At 55.2% G+C, this 15749-nt stretch carries 11 protein-coding genes, 1 other RNA gene and 2 pseudogenes; 9 read left to right on the forward strand and 5 right to left on the reverse strand.

Annotation, left to right across the window (positions count from 1 at the left end; translation table 11 throughout):
• Positions 1-155: 155 nt before the first annotated feature.
• From TKWG_RS21410 to rfbD, 4 genes and pseudogenes are all read left to right on the forward strand, one after another.
• Complete coding sequence (locus TKWG_RS21410) at positions 156-608, forward strand: biotin/lipoyl-binding protein (RefSeq protein WP_014750450.1); 453 nt, start codon at positions 156-158, stop codon at positions 606-608.
• Positions 490-1329: an efflux RND transporter periplasmic adaptor subunit gene (locus tag TKWG_RS21415; protein ID WP_171815145.1), complete on the forward strand. Its 840-nt coding sequence runs from the start codon at positions 490-492 to the stop codon at positions 1327-1329. Before TKWG_RS21410 ends, TKWG_RS21415 begins: the two co-directional genes overlap by 119 nt.
• Before the next feature lie 2 nt (positions 1330-1331).
• Positions 1332-4397 (forward strand): annotated as a pseudogene (locus tag TKWG_RS08515) (efflux RND transporter permease subunit).
• 140 nt (positions 4398-4537) lie between these two features.
• The gene (gene rfbD, locus TKWG_RS08520; protein ID WP_014750453.1) at positions 4538-5506 is read left to right on the forward strand and encodes a dTDP-4-dehydrorhamnose reductase; all 969 of its coding nucleotides are present in this window, start codon (positions 4538-4540) and stop codon (positions 5504-5506) included.
• On the opposite strand, the gene TKWG_RS08525 is transcribed toward rfbD, so the two are convergent.
• Positions 5498-6292, reverse strand: a complete 795-nt coding sequence (locus TKWG_RS08525; RefSeq protein ID WP_014750454.1) for a hypothetical protein — start codon at positions 6290-6292, stop codon at positions 5498-5500. The two genes, rfbD and TKWG_RS08525, sit on opposite strands and share 9 nt — an antisense overlap.
• Before the next feature lie 206 nt (positions 6293-6498).
• On the opposite strand from TKWG_RS08525, the gene TKWG_RS08530 reads away from it, so the two are divergent.
• A complete protein-coding gene (locus tag TKWG_RS08530; protein ID WP_014750455.1) occupies positions 6499-7050 on the forward strand; it encodes a DUF1415 domain-containing protein in 552 nt (183 codons plus the stop codon).
• A gap of 43 nt (positions 7051-7093) precedes the next feature.
• Positions 7094-7430, forward strand: a transfer-messenger RNA (tmRNA) gene (ssrA, locus tag TKWG_RS22440).
• 101 nt (positions 7431-7531) lie between these two features.
• Here the strand turns inward: ssrA and TKWG_RS08535 are convergent.
• The 4 genes from TKWG_RS08535 to ompA all read right to left on the reverse strand — a co-directional run bounded on the left by TKWG_RS08535 (position 7532) and on the right by ompA (position 10289).
• On the reverse strand, positions 7532-8128 hold the full coding sequence (locus TKWG_RS08535; RefSeq protein WP_014750456.1) for an OmpA family protein: 597 nt from the start codon (positions 8126-8128) through the stop codon (positions 7532-7534).
• Positions 8125-8808 (reverse strand): HAD-IA family hydrolase, encoded by a 684-nt coding sequence (locus TKWG_RS08540; protein ID WP_014750457.1) that lies wholly within the window; start codon positions 8806-8808, stop codon positions 8125-8127. Before TKWG_RS08540 ends, TKWG_RS08535 begins: the two co-directional genes overlap by 4 nt.
• Entirely contained in the window at positions 8805-9530 is a 726-nt protein-coding gene (ubiG, locus tag TKWG_RS08545) for a bifunctional 2-polyprenyl-6-hydroxyphenol methylase/3-demethylubiquinol 3-O-methyltransferase UbiG (RefSeq protein ID WP_014750458.1), read from the reverse strand. Before ubiG ends, TKWG_RS08540 begins: the two co-directional genes overlap by 4 nt.
• A gap of 198 nt (positions 9531-9728) precedes the next feature.
• A complete protein-coding gene (ompA, locus tag TKWG_RS08550) occupies positions 9729-10289 on the reverse strand; it encodes an outer membrane protein OmpA (protein WP_014750459.1) in 561 nt (186 codons plus the stop codon).
• 495 nt (positions 10290-10784) lie between these two features.
• On the opposite strand from ompA, the gene gyrA reads away from it, so the two are divergent.
• From gyrA to pheA, 3 genes and pseudogenes are all read left to right on the forward strand, one after another.
• A complete protein-coding gene (gene gyrA, locus TKWG_RS08555; RefSeq protein ID WP_014750460.1) occupies positions 10785-13490 on the forward strand; it encodes a DNA gyrase subunit A in 2706 nt (901 codons plus the stop codon).
• A gap of 38 nt (positions 13491-13528) precedes the next feature.
• Positions 13529-14662, forward strand: coding sequence for a 3-phosphoserine/phosphohydroxythreonine transaminase (gene serC, locus TKWG_RS08560; RefSeq protein ID WP_014750461.1), 1134 nt, complete (start codon positions 13529-13531; stop codon positions 14660-14662).
• Positions 14655-15742 (forward strand): annotated as a pseudogene (gene pheA / locus TKWG_RS08565) (prephenate dehydratase). Before serC ends, pheA begins: the two are co-directional and overlap by 8 nt.
• The last annotated feature ends 7 nt before the right edge of the window (positions 15743-15749 follow it).

The following is a 15749-nucleotide window of genomic DNA, read 5'->3' on the forward strand; positions in this document are numbered from 1 at the left end:
GCTATCAAGGAAGCTGCCAACATCGTGGCGGATCTGGCAAAACAGAAGTAGTCTTTCGGCGCATTTGGTTACAACGATTCACAACTCGCGCAAACAGACATATCGCATTTACCCGTACGATATGTCTGTTTTTGCAATCGAGCAGGCAGATACCCGTGCTGATTCCGTTTCCAAAGCTGATGCAGTGTGCACTCATCGTCGCTACGATGAGTGTCTTCTATCCAGGCGTAACTCAAGCCCAGGAACCGTCCGCAAACCCCGCGCTGACCGTGACGGTGCAAACAGTCAATTCCACACAGATCATCCCCGGTTTTGGGGCCACCGGCAATGTTCGCGCCTGGCATGATGCCAGCGTCAGCGCCCAGACCAGCGGTCTTCGGCTCAAAGCGCTGTACGCTGATGTGGGCGATAGAGTCAAAGTGGGACAGATGCTGGCGGAATTTGAAGATACCTCCAGTCGGGGCGATCTGACCCAGGCTGAGGCGCTGCTTGGCAGGTCACGTCCAGGCGTCGCTGGATACGGCCAGGCGAAATGCAGACCGTATCCGGAAAATCCGCGGCAGCGGCGCCATCAGTCAATCCGAAGTAGACCAGGCCCTGTCAGGTGAAAAAAATGCCATGGCCGACGTCACTGCTGCCAAGGCGGCACTGCAAACCCAGACACAACGCAGCTCCTATACGAAATTGCTGGCGCCCTCCGATGGCGTCATTTCGGTGCGTAACGCGGTTATCGGTGCTGTGGTCAATCCAGGTCAGGAAATTTTTCATCTGGTTGTCGATAACCGCCTGGAGTGGCAGGCGCAACTGGGTATGCGCAATCTCATGCAGGTTAGTGAAGGCATGCCGGTGCAGCTTGTTTTGCCAAATGACCGAAGGGTAGCGGGGCGGGTGCGGCAGATCGGCCCCACGTTGGATGAGCAGACGCGCCAGGGTATTGTTTATGTTGATCTGGCATCTGATCCGCAATTGCGCGCCGGCATGTTCTTGCGAGGGCGCTTTGAGTTGCCGCTTAAACAGGGGCTGACGGTGCCGCGTCAGGCGCTGGTGCTGCGTGATGGATTCTATTTTGTTTTTGTGCTCGGAAACGACAATAAGGTCGCGCAAACCAAGGTACAACTCGGTGGCGCAGTCAGCAATACGATAGAGGTAACAGCGGGTCTGCGCGAAGGCGATCGGGTCGTGACGCAAGGCGCGGCGTTTCTGAATGACCAGGATACAGTGCGGGTGGTCCAGACCGCAGCGGCGCCGTCTGCTGATGAGACTCGCAAACCGGCAGGCACTGGACCTGATTCGCCGGCCGCATCTGCTACCGGTCCCTCCGAGAACTGAACATGAACGTTTCTGCGTGGTCGATAAAAAACCCGTTGCCTGCATGCATGTTGTTCGTGCTGCTGACATTGATGGGGCTGTATTCGTTTCATGCAATGCGGATCCAGAATTTTCCGGACATCGATCTGCCTACGGTGGTGGTCACGACCGTCCTGGAAGGGGCAACGCCAAGCCAGCTTGAGAATGATGTCGCTCGCAAGATCGAGGATAATCTGGCAACGGTGCAGGGCATAGATCATGTCTTTAGCACCTTGCAGGATGGCGTGGCGACCATTACTGCGCAGTTTGAACTGGAAAAACCCATACAGGAAGCGGTGGATGACGTACGCTCGTCAGTGGCTTCGGTGCGCAATGAGTTGCCGGCCAATACCGAGGAACCCATCGTCACCAAACTGGATCTGGCGCAGCAGCCGATCCTGGCATTCACCGTCAGTTCCTCGCGTCGTGATGTAACGGATGTGTCCTGGCTGGTAGACAATACCATTGCCCGTAAACTGCTCACGGTCTCTGGCGTTGGCAAGGTCAGCCGGGTGGGCGGGCGTGACCGGCAGGTACGCGTAGACATGGACCCGGTGCTATTGCAAGGGTTGGGTGCAACGGTTGCCGACGTCTCCCGGCAGCTCAAATCTGTGCAGCAGGAACAGTCGGGGGGCAAGGCTGAGCTGGGTCTGCAGAAGCAACCCATTCGTACGCTGGCGCCGTAAAAAGCGCGGCAGAGCTGGAAGATTTGCGCATACCACTGAGCAACGGCAAAGTCATTACATTGGGCGAAGTGGCTACCGTGCGCGATAGTTTTGCCGACCCGGTCACGGCTGCATTTCTTGATGGCAAGCCTGTCGTGGCGTTCGAAGTGGCACGCAGTCGCGGGGCGGGAGAGGTCGATGTCGGGCGGGGCGTGATGCAGGCGCTGGAGCAGATCAAGGCGCAGTATCCCGATCTGACCTTCCGCACAGCATTCGATATGGTGGAGCCGGTCCAGTCTGAATATGACGGGGCCATGACTATGCTGTACGAGGGCGCGTTGCTGGCGGTGCTGGCCGTCTGGCTGTTTTTGCGCGATATCAGGCGACCCTGGTATCGGCCGTCGCTTTGCCCTTGTCCATCATACCGGCATTTGTCGGCATGTATTTCTTTGGATTTACGATCAATGGCGTCACGCTGCTGGCTTTGTCCCTGGTGGTTGGTATTCTGGTGGATGACGCGATTGTTGAGGTCGAGAATATCGTGCGACACCTGCAGTCGGGTAAGTCTCCCTATCGCGCCGCGATGGAGGCGGCCGATGAAATTGGCCTTGCCGTCGTGGCCACCACCTTTACCCTGATTGCCGTGTTTTTGCCTACGGCTTTTATGAGCGGTATTGCCGGCAAGTTCTTCAAGCAATTTGGCTGGACGGCCGCCATGGCTGTCTTTGCTTCCCTGGTCGTGGCCCGTATGCTCACACCCATGATGTGTGCCTACATTTTGAAAGGCAAGAAACAGGTGCCCAAAGATCCGGCATGGATGAGGCTTTATATGAAGTGGGTGGATCGCTCGCTGCGGCATCGATGGGTTACCGTATTTATTGCTGGTCTGTTCTTTGTTGGTTCGATCGTTATTATTCCGCTACTGCCTACGGGCTTCATGCCTGCCGATGATCTGTCGCAGACGCAAGTCTATGTGGAAATGCAGCCGGGCACGCCATTGTCGCAAACCGAGAAGACGGCCGAGCGGGTGCGCCAGCTGGTCATGGAAAATCCATCGGTGCGGTCGGTGTACACCAGTATTGGTGGCGGGGCGGCGGGGGGCGATCCATTTGCCGGCGGCCAGACCCAGGAAGAGCGCAAGGCCACGTTGACGGTGCTGTTGCAGGCGCGCAACGAGCGGCCGGTCAAGCAGGAGATTGAGGCTGATATTCGCCGGCGCCTGCAAGTCGTTCCGGGCGTGCGGCTCAAAGTGGGACTGGGCGGCTCGGGCGAGAAATATATGCTGGTGCTCTCAAGCGAGCAGCCCGATGTGCTGTTGCAGACCGCACTACAGGTTGGACGACAACTGCGGTCTATAGAGGGGCTGGGTAATATCTCGTCCTCGGCCAGCCTGATTCGTCCGGAAATAGAAGTGCATCCGCGTTTCGATGATGCGGCGCAACTGGGTGTCACCAGTGCGGCAATGGCCGATACCCTGCGTGTTGCCACGGCCGGCGACTTTGAAGTGGCATTGTCCAAACTCAATCTGGATCAGCGCCAGATTCCGATCGTGGTTGCACTGGAAAAATGGGCAATCAAAGACCTGGATTTCATTGAGAATTTACGCGTGCCCGGTGCAAACGGGCCGGTGCCGTTAAGCAGCGTGGCCGATGTACGCCTGGGTGGTGGTCCGGCGGTCATCAATCGCTATGATCGGGCCCGTAATATCACATTTGAAATTGAACTTTCGGGCATCGCGCTGGGCGACGTGGTCAAGCAGGTAAGGCAGTTACCTGCCATGAAGTCGTTACCCGCCAGCGTGGCAGTCATCGATATCGGCGATGCCGAGGTCATGGAAGAATTGTTCCAGAGTTTTGGGCTGGCGATTGTCATTGGGATTGTCTGCATTTATATTGTCCTGGTGCTGCTTTTCAAGCAGTTTCTTCAGCCGTTGACAATCCTGGCCGCGTTGCCGCTATCGTTGGGTGGTGCTTTCGTGGGCCTGCTGCTGGCCGACAAGAGTTTTTCCATGCCGTCGCTGATCGGTCTGATCATGCTCATGGGGATTGCGACCAAAAACTCGATTCTGCTGGTCGAATATGCGATTCTGGCGATCAAGGAAAAGGGCATGACGCGCCTGGACGCGCTTCGGGATGCCTGCCACAAGCGCGCTCGTCCGATTTTGATGACCACCCTTGCCATGGGCGCCGGCATGGTGCCGCTGGCCGTTGGTTGGGGTGCTGCAGATCCGGCCTTTCGTTCACCAATGGCCATCGCCGTGCTCGGAGGCTGATTACATCCACGTTTCTGAGCTTGCTGGTGATTCCGGCGGTGTTCCTGATTGTGGACGATGTAAGTGGCTTTTTCCGACGCCATACGGGTAAATTGTTCAATGATCCGGAGTGAGGTATGGCCGTGGCTATGCCTGGTGCGGCAGCAGTGTGACAAAGAGGCGCAGCCACTTTCAGCAGCCGGTACAAGCGCGGCAACCAGTGCCGTAGCGGTAGAGGACAACACGAAAGGGGATAGACAAGGGTGATCGGACAATGAACATTGTGCTTTTCGGAAAAACCGGCCAGGTGGGGCGAGCGTTGCAACCGGTGCTGGCACCGTTGGGGCAGGTCATTGCGCCAGACAGGCCGCGGCACGCGTCAGGGCAGTCAGTGGTATCGGCTGAATCGGCCAATCGGCATGAACCTTGGCAGGCCGATTTCCTGGATCCGGCGTGTTTGTACGAGCGCACGCTTGCCTTATCGCCTGATGTGATCGTCAATGCGGCCGCCTACACCGCCGTTGAGGAGGCCGAAAACAATCAGGCCACCGCCTTGCTGGTTAATGCCCAAGCGCCGGCGGTATTGGCGCGGGCAGCTGCTCAATGTGGCGCCTTGTTAATCCATTATTCCACTGACTACGTTTTTGACGGCAGCGGAACACGGCCCTGGAACGAGACTGATATTGCCCGACCGGTTAATGTTTATGGGCACAGCAAACTGGCTGCAGATCAGGCAATTGCGCGCAGTGGTTGCAGGCACCTGATCTTTCGGACCAGTTGGGTATATGGTCGCCAGGGCCGTGGTTTTCTGCAGCAAATGATGCAACTGGCTATGCGCCGTCAGTGCTTGCGGGTGGTAAACGACCAGATCGGCGCGCCGACCAGTGCATGTTTGATCGCTGAAATTACTGCCGCGGTACTTAATAAATATCGTAGGCATCCGGCGGCGATTGAAGACGGTTTATATCACCTGGCAGCTAGCGGAGAAACCAGCTGGTTCGGCTATGCCTGCCATGTTTTTGCACGCATGCGCGCCAACGGGCTGGATCTGGCGCTGGATCGTGTCGTGCCGGTTAGCACACTGGAATACGGCAGCGCTGTACGGCGACCGTTGAATAGCAGGCTGAACACCAGCAAGCTGGCCGGTACTTTCGGCCTGTCGCTGCCCTGCTGGCAGCAGGGCGTTGACGCTACTGTGGATGCGCTATGCGTGGAGGCCAGGGATGGTCGCTTCCTATTGTGATGATGGGCCTGCGATGGCCGGTTTCAGGTCATAGAAAATCTTGCCTGCATCAATAAATTTGTAAAGCATGCTCTCGACGCAGACAGTCTGTCCCTGCTGGTTCAGCTGACGCATGGACTCGAGCATCTCCTGCAATAAAGCGATAAAAGACGGCACCAGCGCCGTATCCATGCTCCAGTAGCCATTGGAAAACTGCAGCGCCAGTGCGCCGGCGGCATTGGCGGCCAGTGTTGCGTTTGGAAATACGTAGCGTTCCTGAGCTCTGTCGGCAAAGTGCACGGTATCGCTTGCTGCCGACACCAGTTGTACGCCGGGCGACATTTTGAATACTCTTTTGAACGATTTGTACAGATCATGGTGTTGCCCGACTTGCAGAAACCATTGCAGGCACGTCAGTTCACTGAAGGCGGCAATCGTCTGGTGGCTGCCCAGAGTGCGATCAAAGCCCTGAATCTGTTCGTTGCCAGCATAACTCATGAGGTAGTCAACCTGCTCAATCAAGGCATCATGCTGCGGCTGGGACAAGGGATAGGCAGAATACTCCACGAGTGCGATGCGCGAGCCGGGTGCGTGGGTGTTAATGCTGGCGATTGTGGCCATTAGATTGTCATAGCTTTGCGTCGCCTGACTGCCAGCGGCTTGCGCATGGCCGTTATCATGCGTGTGCTCGCCCGATGCGCCGTTACCGGCCCGATCGCCGACTTGCTGCAGGCCTGCGCTGCCAGCATAAGGCGCGTTGGTGGCGCTGGTAATAATGAAAAGCGCGTTTGTGCTAGTATCTGTCATGAGTAAGTGCCGCGGACACTATGGCCCGGAATAATGCCAAGTAAACCGGCTATTTTAGCAAGTTACGCAAGCTTGGGCTGCCCCAAGTGCCGCTGCCGGGTAAATGGGGCACGATCCCTTCTGCGCAATCGCTTAAACACGACACCTTAAACACGAACTGTTCACTCGCCTGTGCTTATGATAACTACCCCGGAATGCTTTTCTATATGAACGACATCAGCCAGATTGAAAATCGTGTGCGCCGATGGCTTGAAAAAGCCGTCATCGGCCTCAATCTTTGTCCTTTCGCCAAAAGTGTTTATGTCAAAGACCAGGTTCGGATTGCTATATGTCATGCGCAGGACAAACATACGCTAACGGCACAGTTATACGAGGAGTTGCAGTTGCTGGCCAGTACGCCGGCGCAACAGACAGACACCACGCTGCTGGTTGTGCCCTCTATGTTCGAGCAGTTTAGCGATTTTAACGATTATCTGGATATTGCCGAAGCGGTGCTGGATGAGCTGGAACTGGTCGGTGAAATACAACTTGCGAGTTTTCATCCTGCATATCAGTTTGCCGACACCGAACCGGACGACCTAAGCAACTATACCAACCGTGCACCGTATCCGATTTTGCATCTGTTGCGTGAAGACAGCCTGGATAAGGCTGCAGAGCAGTACCCGGATGCCAGTGTGATTTTTCAGCGCAATATCGACGTGGTCCGGGCGCTGGGGCACGAGGGATGGCATCGGCTGTTGCAGGATGATCAAGAGTAACCTATTGAAATGCAATAGCTTTTCTAGTGATTGTGGTATTGTGGATTGTGCATGGTTTGTGGTATTATGTAATCTAAGCTGTATATCTGGTTGACTGAATGTTTTCTGGACGCGGGTTCGACTCCCGCCGTCTCCACCAACAGTGTATTTGCTGCTGTATCCATAAGACGGATTCAAGTATGCTGCTGATGGGGACGCCATGGTTTCGACAGGAAAAGATAGGAAGATCGGCAGCCGGTAGGCGATGACCGTAAATCAAGCAAAACCTTTAAATGCAAATGACGAAAGTTACGCATTAGCAGCCTAATACTGGCTAGCTAGGAGCTTTATCCACTTGGCAACAGAACGGATAAAAAAGGGAGCTTCGGCTCCCTTTTTCATTGCGTGGCGAACATATGAGGTGGTTGGCTGCGGTTGCCTTGTCAAGGCGAGGTGTTGCATTGTCGGGAGTGTGTCCCTTGTATGCCAGATACCTGTTTTTTTAGCGGATTTCGTAAAGATAAAGTTCAACCCGCCGGTTTACGGCGCGTCCCTGCGCTGTCGAATTGCTCATGAGCGGGTCAATTGATCCCCGACCTTCGAGCTCAATCAGCACGCTTTTCACATTGCGTTGAATCAGATAATTGACAACGGCAGTGGCGCGTGTGATCGAGAGCGTCTGATTGGTAACCGGATCTCCCTGAGAATCTGAATGTCCGACTACCTTAATGCGCAAATAGGGCGACTCAGCGAAAGCGCCTGCCACGGCGTTGAGCACCGGCTTCATTTTGTTATTCAGGCGAGCGCTGCCGCCACGAAAGGCTGTTCCCCCGGGTAAAATCACACGCAGGCTGCCATCGCGCACCCGATTGACCTGAATGCCCAGATTCTGGGTATCGGAGGCACGAATCTGCCCGATAAGTTCGTTCCAGTTGCTTGGCGTAGTGACACTGCGCTGCATCACTGGCAGTCCGCTAGTGTCAACAGCAATGCCGCCGCCGGGGTTGTCCACGCCGCCATTGCCGAAAGATGCACAGGCCGATAGCAGCAATCCTGCCGTTGCCATCACCAGGGCCCGTATAAGCGCGCTCAGTTTCATGATTTTCCTATGCTTGCCTGTTCTTTGATTTTTACGACGGCATCCCATACATCTTCAGGCATAAGTGCAATCTGGTCAGCATCCCAGGCCTTTACTTCATTAGCATCAACGCAATAGCCGTAAGCGGCGGCAACAGTCGGCATACCAGCTGCCTTGCCTGCGATGATATCACGTTCATCATCACCTACATAGATACAGGTTTCGGGCGCAACCCCGGCCAGTTTTGCGGCGTGCAGCAGCGGCGCAGGGTGCGGTTTGGAATAGGCCAGCGTATCGCCACAGACATTGGCTGCGCTGCGATCGGTCAGTTGCAGATAATCGAACATCGGCAGCGACAGCGCTTCGGCCTTGTTGGTCACGATACCCCAGCGCAGGCCGGAATTTTCCAGTTTGCTAAATAACTGTTCAATGCCCGGAAACAGCGTGGTATTCCGGGTCATGCAGGCGCGGTAATCTTCGAGAAACCGCAGGCGCGTTGGTTCGTAGTCTTCGTCGTCCGGGGTAAGCGCCAATGCGACCCTCAGCAGCCCGCGTGCCCCCTGCGATGCAACACAGCGCAGCATTTCATAAGGGAGTGGCGGCATTCCCCGATACTGGCGCTGCAGGTTTGCGGCGTGCGCCAGATCAGGAGCGCTGTCTGCCAGCGTACCGTCAAAGTCGAAAAGCACAGTGGTGATCATTTGTAGGTCGCCATCAGATAGTTGACCGATGTGTCGTTGCTCAGTGAGTAGACATCGGTTATCGGGTTATATTGCATGCCTTTCATGGCCATGGGTTCCAGTCCGGCATTGCGGGCGCTGGCTGCCAGTTCGCTCGGGCGGATAAAACTGCTGTGGTTGTGCGTATTGCGTGGCAGCAGGTTAAGCACGTACTCGGCGCCAACGATGGCAAACAGAAAGGATTTGAAATTGCGGTTCAGCGTGGAAAAAAAGACCAGCCCGCCAGGTTTGACCAGCGTGGCGCAGGCGCGGACAATGGAACCCGGATCGGGCACATGTTCCAGCATTTCCATGCAGGTCACAATGTCGTATTGGGCGGGACGCTCGCTGGCGATCTGTTCTGCGCTGATATTTCGGTATTCCACCTGTACGCCGCTTTCCAGACCATGCAGGCGAGCTACATTCAGGGATTTTTGCGCCAGGTCGATACCGGTGACCGATGCGCCGCTGGCAGCCATGCTTTCGGCAAGAATGCCGCCGCCACAGCCGACATCAATGATGGTCTTGCCCCCCAGACCGCCGGCCAGAGACGAGATCCACTCCAGGCGCAACGGGTTAATGGCGTGCAGGGGTTTGAACTCACTGGTGGGGTCCCACCATTTTGCCGCAAGGTCGCCAAATTTATCCAGTTCGGCCTGACTGGCATTGACGGGCAGGGAAGAGGGCGTGCTGGTCTGTGACATAGGCAGTGGTGGAAAGTGATACCGTGTGTATATGAAAGTGATAGCTGCATTTTACACCACTGGGGATCGCAGGGGAGACAAGCTCGGGCAATCGGGTCCAGAGAACGCGCCAGGGATGGATTTCGCCAGACGTAAAAAAGGCTCCTTGAAGGAGCCCTTTTTACTGCTACTAGGAGCCTTTTTGCAGGAGACGCTGGATTAGCGGCGTGTACCTACGATTTCGATCTCTACGCGACGGTTTTTAGCACGGCCTTCGCGAGTTGTGTTGGAGGCAACAGGTTGTGTTTCACCACGGCCGGAAGCAATGATCTGGTCAGCAGGAACACCACGGGAGATCAGGTAGTTCTTGACTGAAGCAGCACGGCGCTCAGACAGTTTCTGGTTGTATGCATTGGTACCAACAGAATCGGTATGACCAGTAGCGATCAGAGATTCCAGGTTCAATTGAGTAACTTGCTGGGCAACTTGATCCAGAATGTTACGGCCTTCTGGTTTGAGTGTTGCTTTGTCGAAGTCGAAGAATGTATCAGCGTTGAAGGTTACTTTGTTGGCAACGACTTCAGCTTGAGGAGCGCCACAACCTTGAGCTGCGGTTGCGGGTGTCCAGAAATTGTCGCGCCAGCAGTGTTCATTCGTGCCGTTCATCCAGACCAGACCGTATGGATTAACCCAGTTATCGACGGTTTGCGCTGATGCTACACCTGACGTTGCGGCTGCAACAACGGCGAATGCCAATGCGAATTTAGAGGGTTTGTTCATGTTTCTCCTCGTTGAGCTTGATAGCTAAAAGTTGACTCGCAGCGAAACCCGCCGCAGATTGAAATTCAGGGTCAGTATAGCAACGCTTGGATATGGATTCAAAGGGTTGCACTAGTTTTCCCTTGTTCGTGGTTCAATCTTAAGCGATTTTTGAAGTCTTTGCCGAGACTAAGTCCTACATTTTTAAGGGAACTTTCCAATATTGTCTCTTATGCACCAAATTTGTTGGATTTCAACCACAAACCCTGTTTCAAATTTGCTGCAAAAGCGCATTGTCCGAAGCAAGCACCTGAAGGAAATGAAAAATTAAAGCTCAATACTTAAAGTAAAGTCTCAAATATATAAAGAGGCCATAAATGTTCACATTACGCGTGTTCCGGTGCGCTGAACGGGCTGTAACAATGATAGAATGACGGATTCGCCCCGCGTGCGAGACCGGAAAACGCCTGCCGGATTTTCTGACGTTGTATCAAATCAAAATAAGTTATGAGTACTATGGATTCTTTTGCCAGGGAAACCCTGCCAATATCGCTAGAAGAGGAAATGCGCCGAAGCTATCTTGATTACGCCATGAGCGTAATTGTGGGCCGGGCGCTTCCCGATGTCAGGGATGGGTTAAAGCCGGTGCACCGCCGGGTGTTGTTTGCCATGCACGAGCTGAACAACGACTGGAATCGGGCTTACAAGAAATCCGCTCGTATTGTCGGTGATGTTATCGGTAAGTATCACCCCCATGGTGACCAGGCGGTGTACGACACCATCGTGCGCATGGCGCAAGACTTTTCCTTGCGCTATATGCTGGTAGACGGGCAGGGTAACTTTGGTTCGGTCGACGGCGACAGTGCGGCTGCCATGCGTTATACGGAAATCCGCCTGGCCAAAATTGCGCACGAACTGCTGGCCGATATCGATCAGGAAACAGTCGATTTTGGCCCGAACTACGATGGTAGTGAGCAGGAACCGCTGTTGCTGCCTTCGCGCGTACCGAATCTGCTGGTCAACGGCAGCTCAGGTATTGCCGTCGGCATGGCAACCAATATACCGCCGCACAACCTGAGCGAAGTTATCGACGGTTGCCTGTATTGCCTGCGTAATCCGGGCTGCACGCTGGATGAACTGATCGAACTGATTCCCGCACCCGATTTCCCCACCGGCGGTATTATTTACGGCATTACCGGGGTGCGCGAGGGCTACCGCACAGGACGCGGACGTGTCGTGATGCGCGCCAAAACCCATTTCGAAGACATGGAAAAGGGCAATCGTCAGTCCATCATCGTTGACGAGCTGCCATACCAGGTCAACAAAAAGACACTGCAGGAACGCATTGCTGAGCTGGTCAACGAGAAGAAAATCGAGGGTATTTCGGATATTCGCGACGAGTCTGACAAAGACGGCATGCGCCTGGTCATTGAACTGAAGCGCGGCGAAGTTCCCGAAGTCATTCTGAACAATCTGTTCAAACATACGCAATTGCAGGATACCTTCGGTATCAACATGGTTGCACTGGTGGAAGGGCAGCCGCGACTGCTTAACCTGAAGCAGATGGTCGAGTACTTCCTCAGTCATCGCCGGGAAGTGGTCACGCGCCGTACGGTATTTCAGTTGCGCAAGGCGCGCGAACGCGGTCATTTGCTGGAAGGCCTGGCCGTTGCGCTGGCCAATATCGATGAATTCATCGCGATCATCAAGGGTGCGCCTACGCCACCGGTAGCCCGACAGGAACTGATGGCACGTAACTGGGATTCGTCTCTGGTACGCGAGCTGCTGCTGCGGGCAGACGATGGCAGTGTGCTGGGTGGCAGTGCCGCCTATCGTCCGGAAACCCTGGCTGACATTTTCGGGCTGCAAAGCGATGGACTGTATCGTTTAAGCGACATCCAGGCTCAGGAAATCCTGAATATGCGCCTGCAACGCCTGACCGGGCTGGAGCAGGATAAAATCGTCAATGAATACCGTGGAATCATGGACACCATTGCCGATTTGCTGGATATCCTGGCCAAACCCGAACGAATTACCGCAATTATTTCCGACGAGCTGGTTGCCATCAAGGCTGAGTTCTCGACCAACGCCAAGGATGTACGGCGTTCCGAAGTGGTCATGAATGCGACCGAACTGGATACCGAAGACCTTATTACTCCAGCCGACATGGTCGTGACGCTTTCCAATAGCGGCTATATAAAAAGCCAGCCGCTGTCCGAATATCGTGCACAGAAGCGAGGCGGCAGGGGCAAGCAGGCGACGGCAATGAAAGAGGACGACTGGATCGATCAGTTGTTTATCGCCAACACTCACGATTTCCTGTTGTGTTTCTCCGACCGTGGCCGGGTGTACTGGCTCAAGGTTTGGGAAGTGCCGCAAGGAACGCGTGGTTCTCGCGGACGTCCGATCGTTAATATGTTCCCGCTGATAGATGGCGAGAAAATCACGGTTGTGTTGCCGGTGCGTGAATTTTCCGACACCAGCTTCGTGTTCATGGCAACGTCTCGTGGTACTGTCAAGAAAACCCCGCTGTCCGATTTCTCCAATCCGCGCAAGGCGGGCATTATTGCCGTGGCCCTGGACGAAGGCGATTATCTGATTGGCGCCGATCTGACTGACGGTGAGCACGACGTCATGTTGTTCTCCGATGCAGGCAAGGCAGTACGCTTTGACGAAAATGACGTGCGTCCAATGGGTCGCACTGCACGTGGCGTGCGCGGCATGAATCTGGACGGCGATCAGCAGGTGATTTCGCTGCTGGTGGCAGGTGACGAGTCTCAAAGCGTGCTGACCGCCACCGAAAATGGCTACGGCAAGCGTACCTCTATTTCGGAATATACACGTCACGGTCGTGGCACCAAAGGCATGATCGCCATCCAGACCAGCGCCCGCAACGGCAAGGTCGTAGGCGCTGTCCTGGTGAACCCGTCAGACGAAATCATGCTGATCACCACCGGTGGTGTTCTGGTTCGTACCCGGGTCTCTGAAGTGCGGGAAATGGGCCGCGCCACACAGGGCGTTACATTGATCAGTGTCGATGACGGCAGCAGTTTGTCTGGCGTACGTCGTGTGGTGGAAAGCGATGCCGATGTTGACGCCGATGAGGCTGACACACCTGCGTTGCCTGTCGCCGGGCAGCCGGATGCACCAGCCGACGGCAATAACGAGCCATCGGGCGATGCGCCAGGCTCAGAGACACCGGACACCGATACAGAGGCCTGATTTTTTCAGAGTAAATCACCTTAATTTCAGGGTAAACAATGGGTACGCAATTTTGGAATTTTTCGGCCGGGCCGGCTGTCCTGCCCAAGCCTGTTCTGGAGCAGGCAGCCGCCGAAATGCTCGACTGGCGCGGCAGTGGCATGTCGGTCATGGAAATGAGTCACCGGGGCGCCGAATTTACGCAAATCTGCGACGAGGCTGAAGACGACCTGCGCACCCTGTTGGGCGTCTCTGACGATTATGCCGTGATTTTCATGCAGGGTGGTGCCACGGCAGAAAACGCCATTGTCCCGATGAACCTGATTGCGCGCAATCCATCCAATAGCGCCGATTACGTTCTTACCGGCAGCTGGTCGGTCAAGTCACATAAAGAGGCGCAACGCTACGGCAATGCACGCGTAGCTGCTGCTGCTGATACAGACATGCAGATCGATGGCGTGACGTATGGTGCCTGGAGCTGGGTGCCGCCGCTTGATTCCTGGCGCGTACAGCCCGATGCCTCTTATCTGCATTATTGCAGCAATGAAACCATTGGTGGCGTGGAAATAGCGCAAATGCCTGATATGCAGGCGCTGGGTGTGCCTGATGTGCCGCTGGTGCTTGATGCGTCTTCGCATTTTCTGTCACGTCCGCTGGATGTTTCCCGCACGGGCATGGTGTATGCGGGCGCACAGAAAAACGCAGGCCCTGCCGGCGTCACTATGGTGATTGTGCGTAGGGATATGCTGGGCCACGCGCTTGCATGCACGCCATCGGCTTTCGATTATGTGAACGTGGCAAAAGAGCGTTCCCGCTACAACACGCCACCGAGCTACGGCATCTACATTTGCGGGCTGGTGTTCAAATGGCTGCTCCAACTGGGCGGACTGGCTGAGATTGAAAAACACAACCTGGCCAAATCGCAAGCCTTGTATGCCCAGATAGATAGCAGCGATTTTTACGCCAATCCGATACAACCTGCGTTCCGTTCGCGCATGAATGTGCCGTTTACGCTGGCCAGCGAAGAGCTGACCAGTCGTTTTCTGAAAGAAGCCGCGCAACAACATCTGCTGGCGCTCAAAGGACACAAGTCTGTCGGCGGTGTGCGTGCATCCATCTATAACGCCATGCCCATGGAAGGCGTTACAACACTTATTGACTTCATGAAAGAGTTCGAGCGCACGCATGGATAATTCACTACAGAATGCGCTCAAACCGCTGCGCGACAAAATTGACCAAATCGACCGCGATATTCTTGAACTGCTTAATCAGCGGGCGCAAACCGCAATCGATGTAGGTCGGGTCAAGCACGAGCATCAGGCTGACAGCGCCGTACTCAAGCCCGAGCGTGAAGCCCAGGTCATCCGGCGCTGCAGGAGCTCAATCGCTACGGTACCTTTACTGAAACTGGTGTGCGGGCCGTCTGGGCAGAAATCATTTCGGTGTGCCGAGGCCTGGAAAAAGGGTTGACCGTGGCCTATCTGGGTCCAGAAGGGTCGTTTTCCGAGCAGGCTGCCATGGAGTTCTACGGTCATTCGGTCCATGCGCTGCCGTGTCCGTCCTTTGATGAGGTGTTTCGTGCCGTTGAGGCAGGGCAGGCCGATGTCGGCATGGTGCCAGTGGAAAACTCCACCGAAGGGGCCGTCAACAGAACGCTGGATCTGTTTCTCAATTCCACCGTCAAGGTGCATGGGGTTCGCTCCATTCCCATCCGTCACTGTCTGATGAGCCAGCATGGAACCATGGATGGCGTCAAAAGCATCATGGCGCATCCGCAAGCACTGGCGCAGTGCCAGAAATGGCTGTCGCAACATCATCCGACGCTTGACATCGTGCCCGCAGCCAGCAATTCCGAGGCGGCCAGACATGCCGCTCAGGACGAAAGCGTTGCGGCAATCGCCGGCGAAACTGCCGCTGTTTTCTGGAACCTCGGGCTGGTGGCTTCAGGTATTCAGGACGACGCCAATAACAAAACCCGCTTTCTGGCTATTGGCAATATTGAAACAGCGCCCAGCGGGCGCGATCAGACCAGCCTGATTTTTGCGGTGCCTAATCGCGTCGGTGCGGTATACGAGATGATCAGCCCGTTTGCGCGCAATGGCGTGTCAATGACCCGTTTCGAATCCCGGCCAGCGCGTACCGGTCAGTGGGAATATTATTTTTATGTCGATGTATTAGGCCACTGTTCTGACGAGAACGTGGCCCGGGCGCTGGAAGAACTGAAACAGCAGTCCGCATTTTTTAAAATTCTGGGTTCCTACCCAATGCAATAGAAGGTGA

This window comes from Advenella kashmirensis WT001 (genome assembly GCF_000219915.2).
GTDB classification, from domain to species: domain Bacteria; phylum Pseudomonadota; class Gammaproteobacteria; order Burkholderiales; family Burkholderiaceae_B; genus Advenella; species Advenella kashmirensis.

Excerpts from the sequence above, each read along its gene's own strand:
- rfbD (WP_014750453.1), top strand. The coding sequence starts at position 4,538 with ATGAACATTGTGCTTTTCGGAAAAACCGGCCAGGTGGGGCGAGCGTTG.
- TKWG_RS08525 (WP_014750454.1), bottom strand. The coding sequence starts at position 6,292 with ATGACAGATACTAGCACAAACGCGCTTTTCATTATTACCAGCGCCACC.
- TKWG_RS08530 (WP_014750455.1), top strand. The coding sequence starts at position 6,499 with ATGAACGACATCAGCCAGATTGAAAATCGTGTGCGCCGATGGCTTGAA.
- TKWG_RS08535 (WP_014750456.1), bottom strand. The coding sequence starts at position 8,128 with ATGAAACTGAGCGCGCTTATACGGGCCCTGGTGATGGCAACGGCAGGA.
- TKWG_RS08540 (WP_014750457.1), bottom strand. The coding sequence starts at position 8,808 with ATGATCACCACTGTGCTTTTCGACTTTGACGGTACGCTGGCAGACAGC.
- ubiG (WP_014750458.1), bottom strand. The coding sequence starts at position 9,530 with ATGTCACAGACCAGCACGCCCTCTTCCCTGCCCGTCAATGCCAGTCAG.
- ompA (WP_014750459.1), bottom strand. The coding sequence starts at position 10,289 with ATGAACAAACCCTCTAAATTCGCATTGGCATTCGCCGTTGTTGCAGCC.
- gyrA (WP_014750460.1), top strand. The coding sequence starts at position 10,785 with ATGGATTCTTTTGCCAGGGAAACCCTGCCAATATCGCTAGAAGAGGAA.
- serC (WP_014750461.1), top strand. The coding sequence starts at position 13,529 with ATGGGTACGCAATTTTGGAATTTTTCGGCCGGGCCGGCTGTCCTGCCC.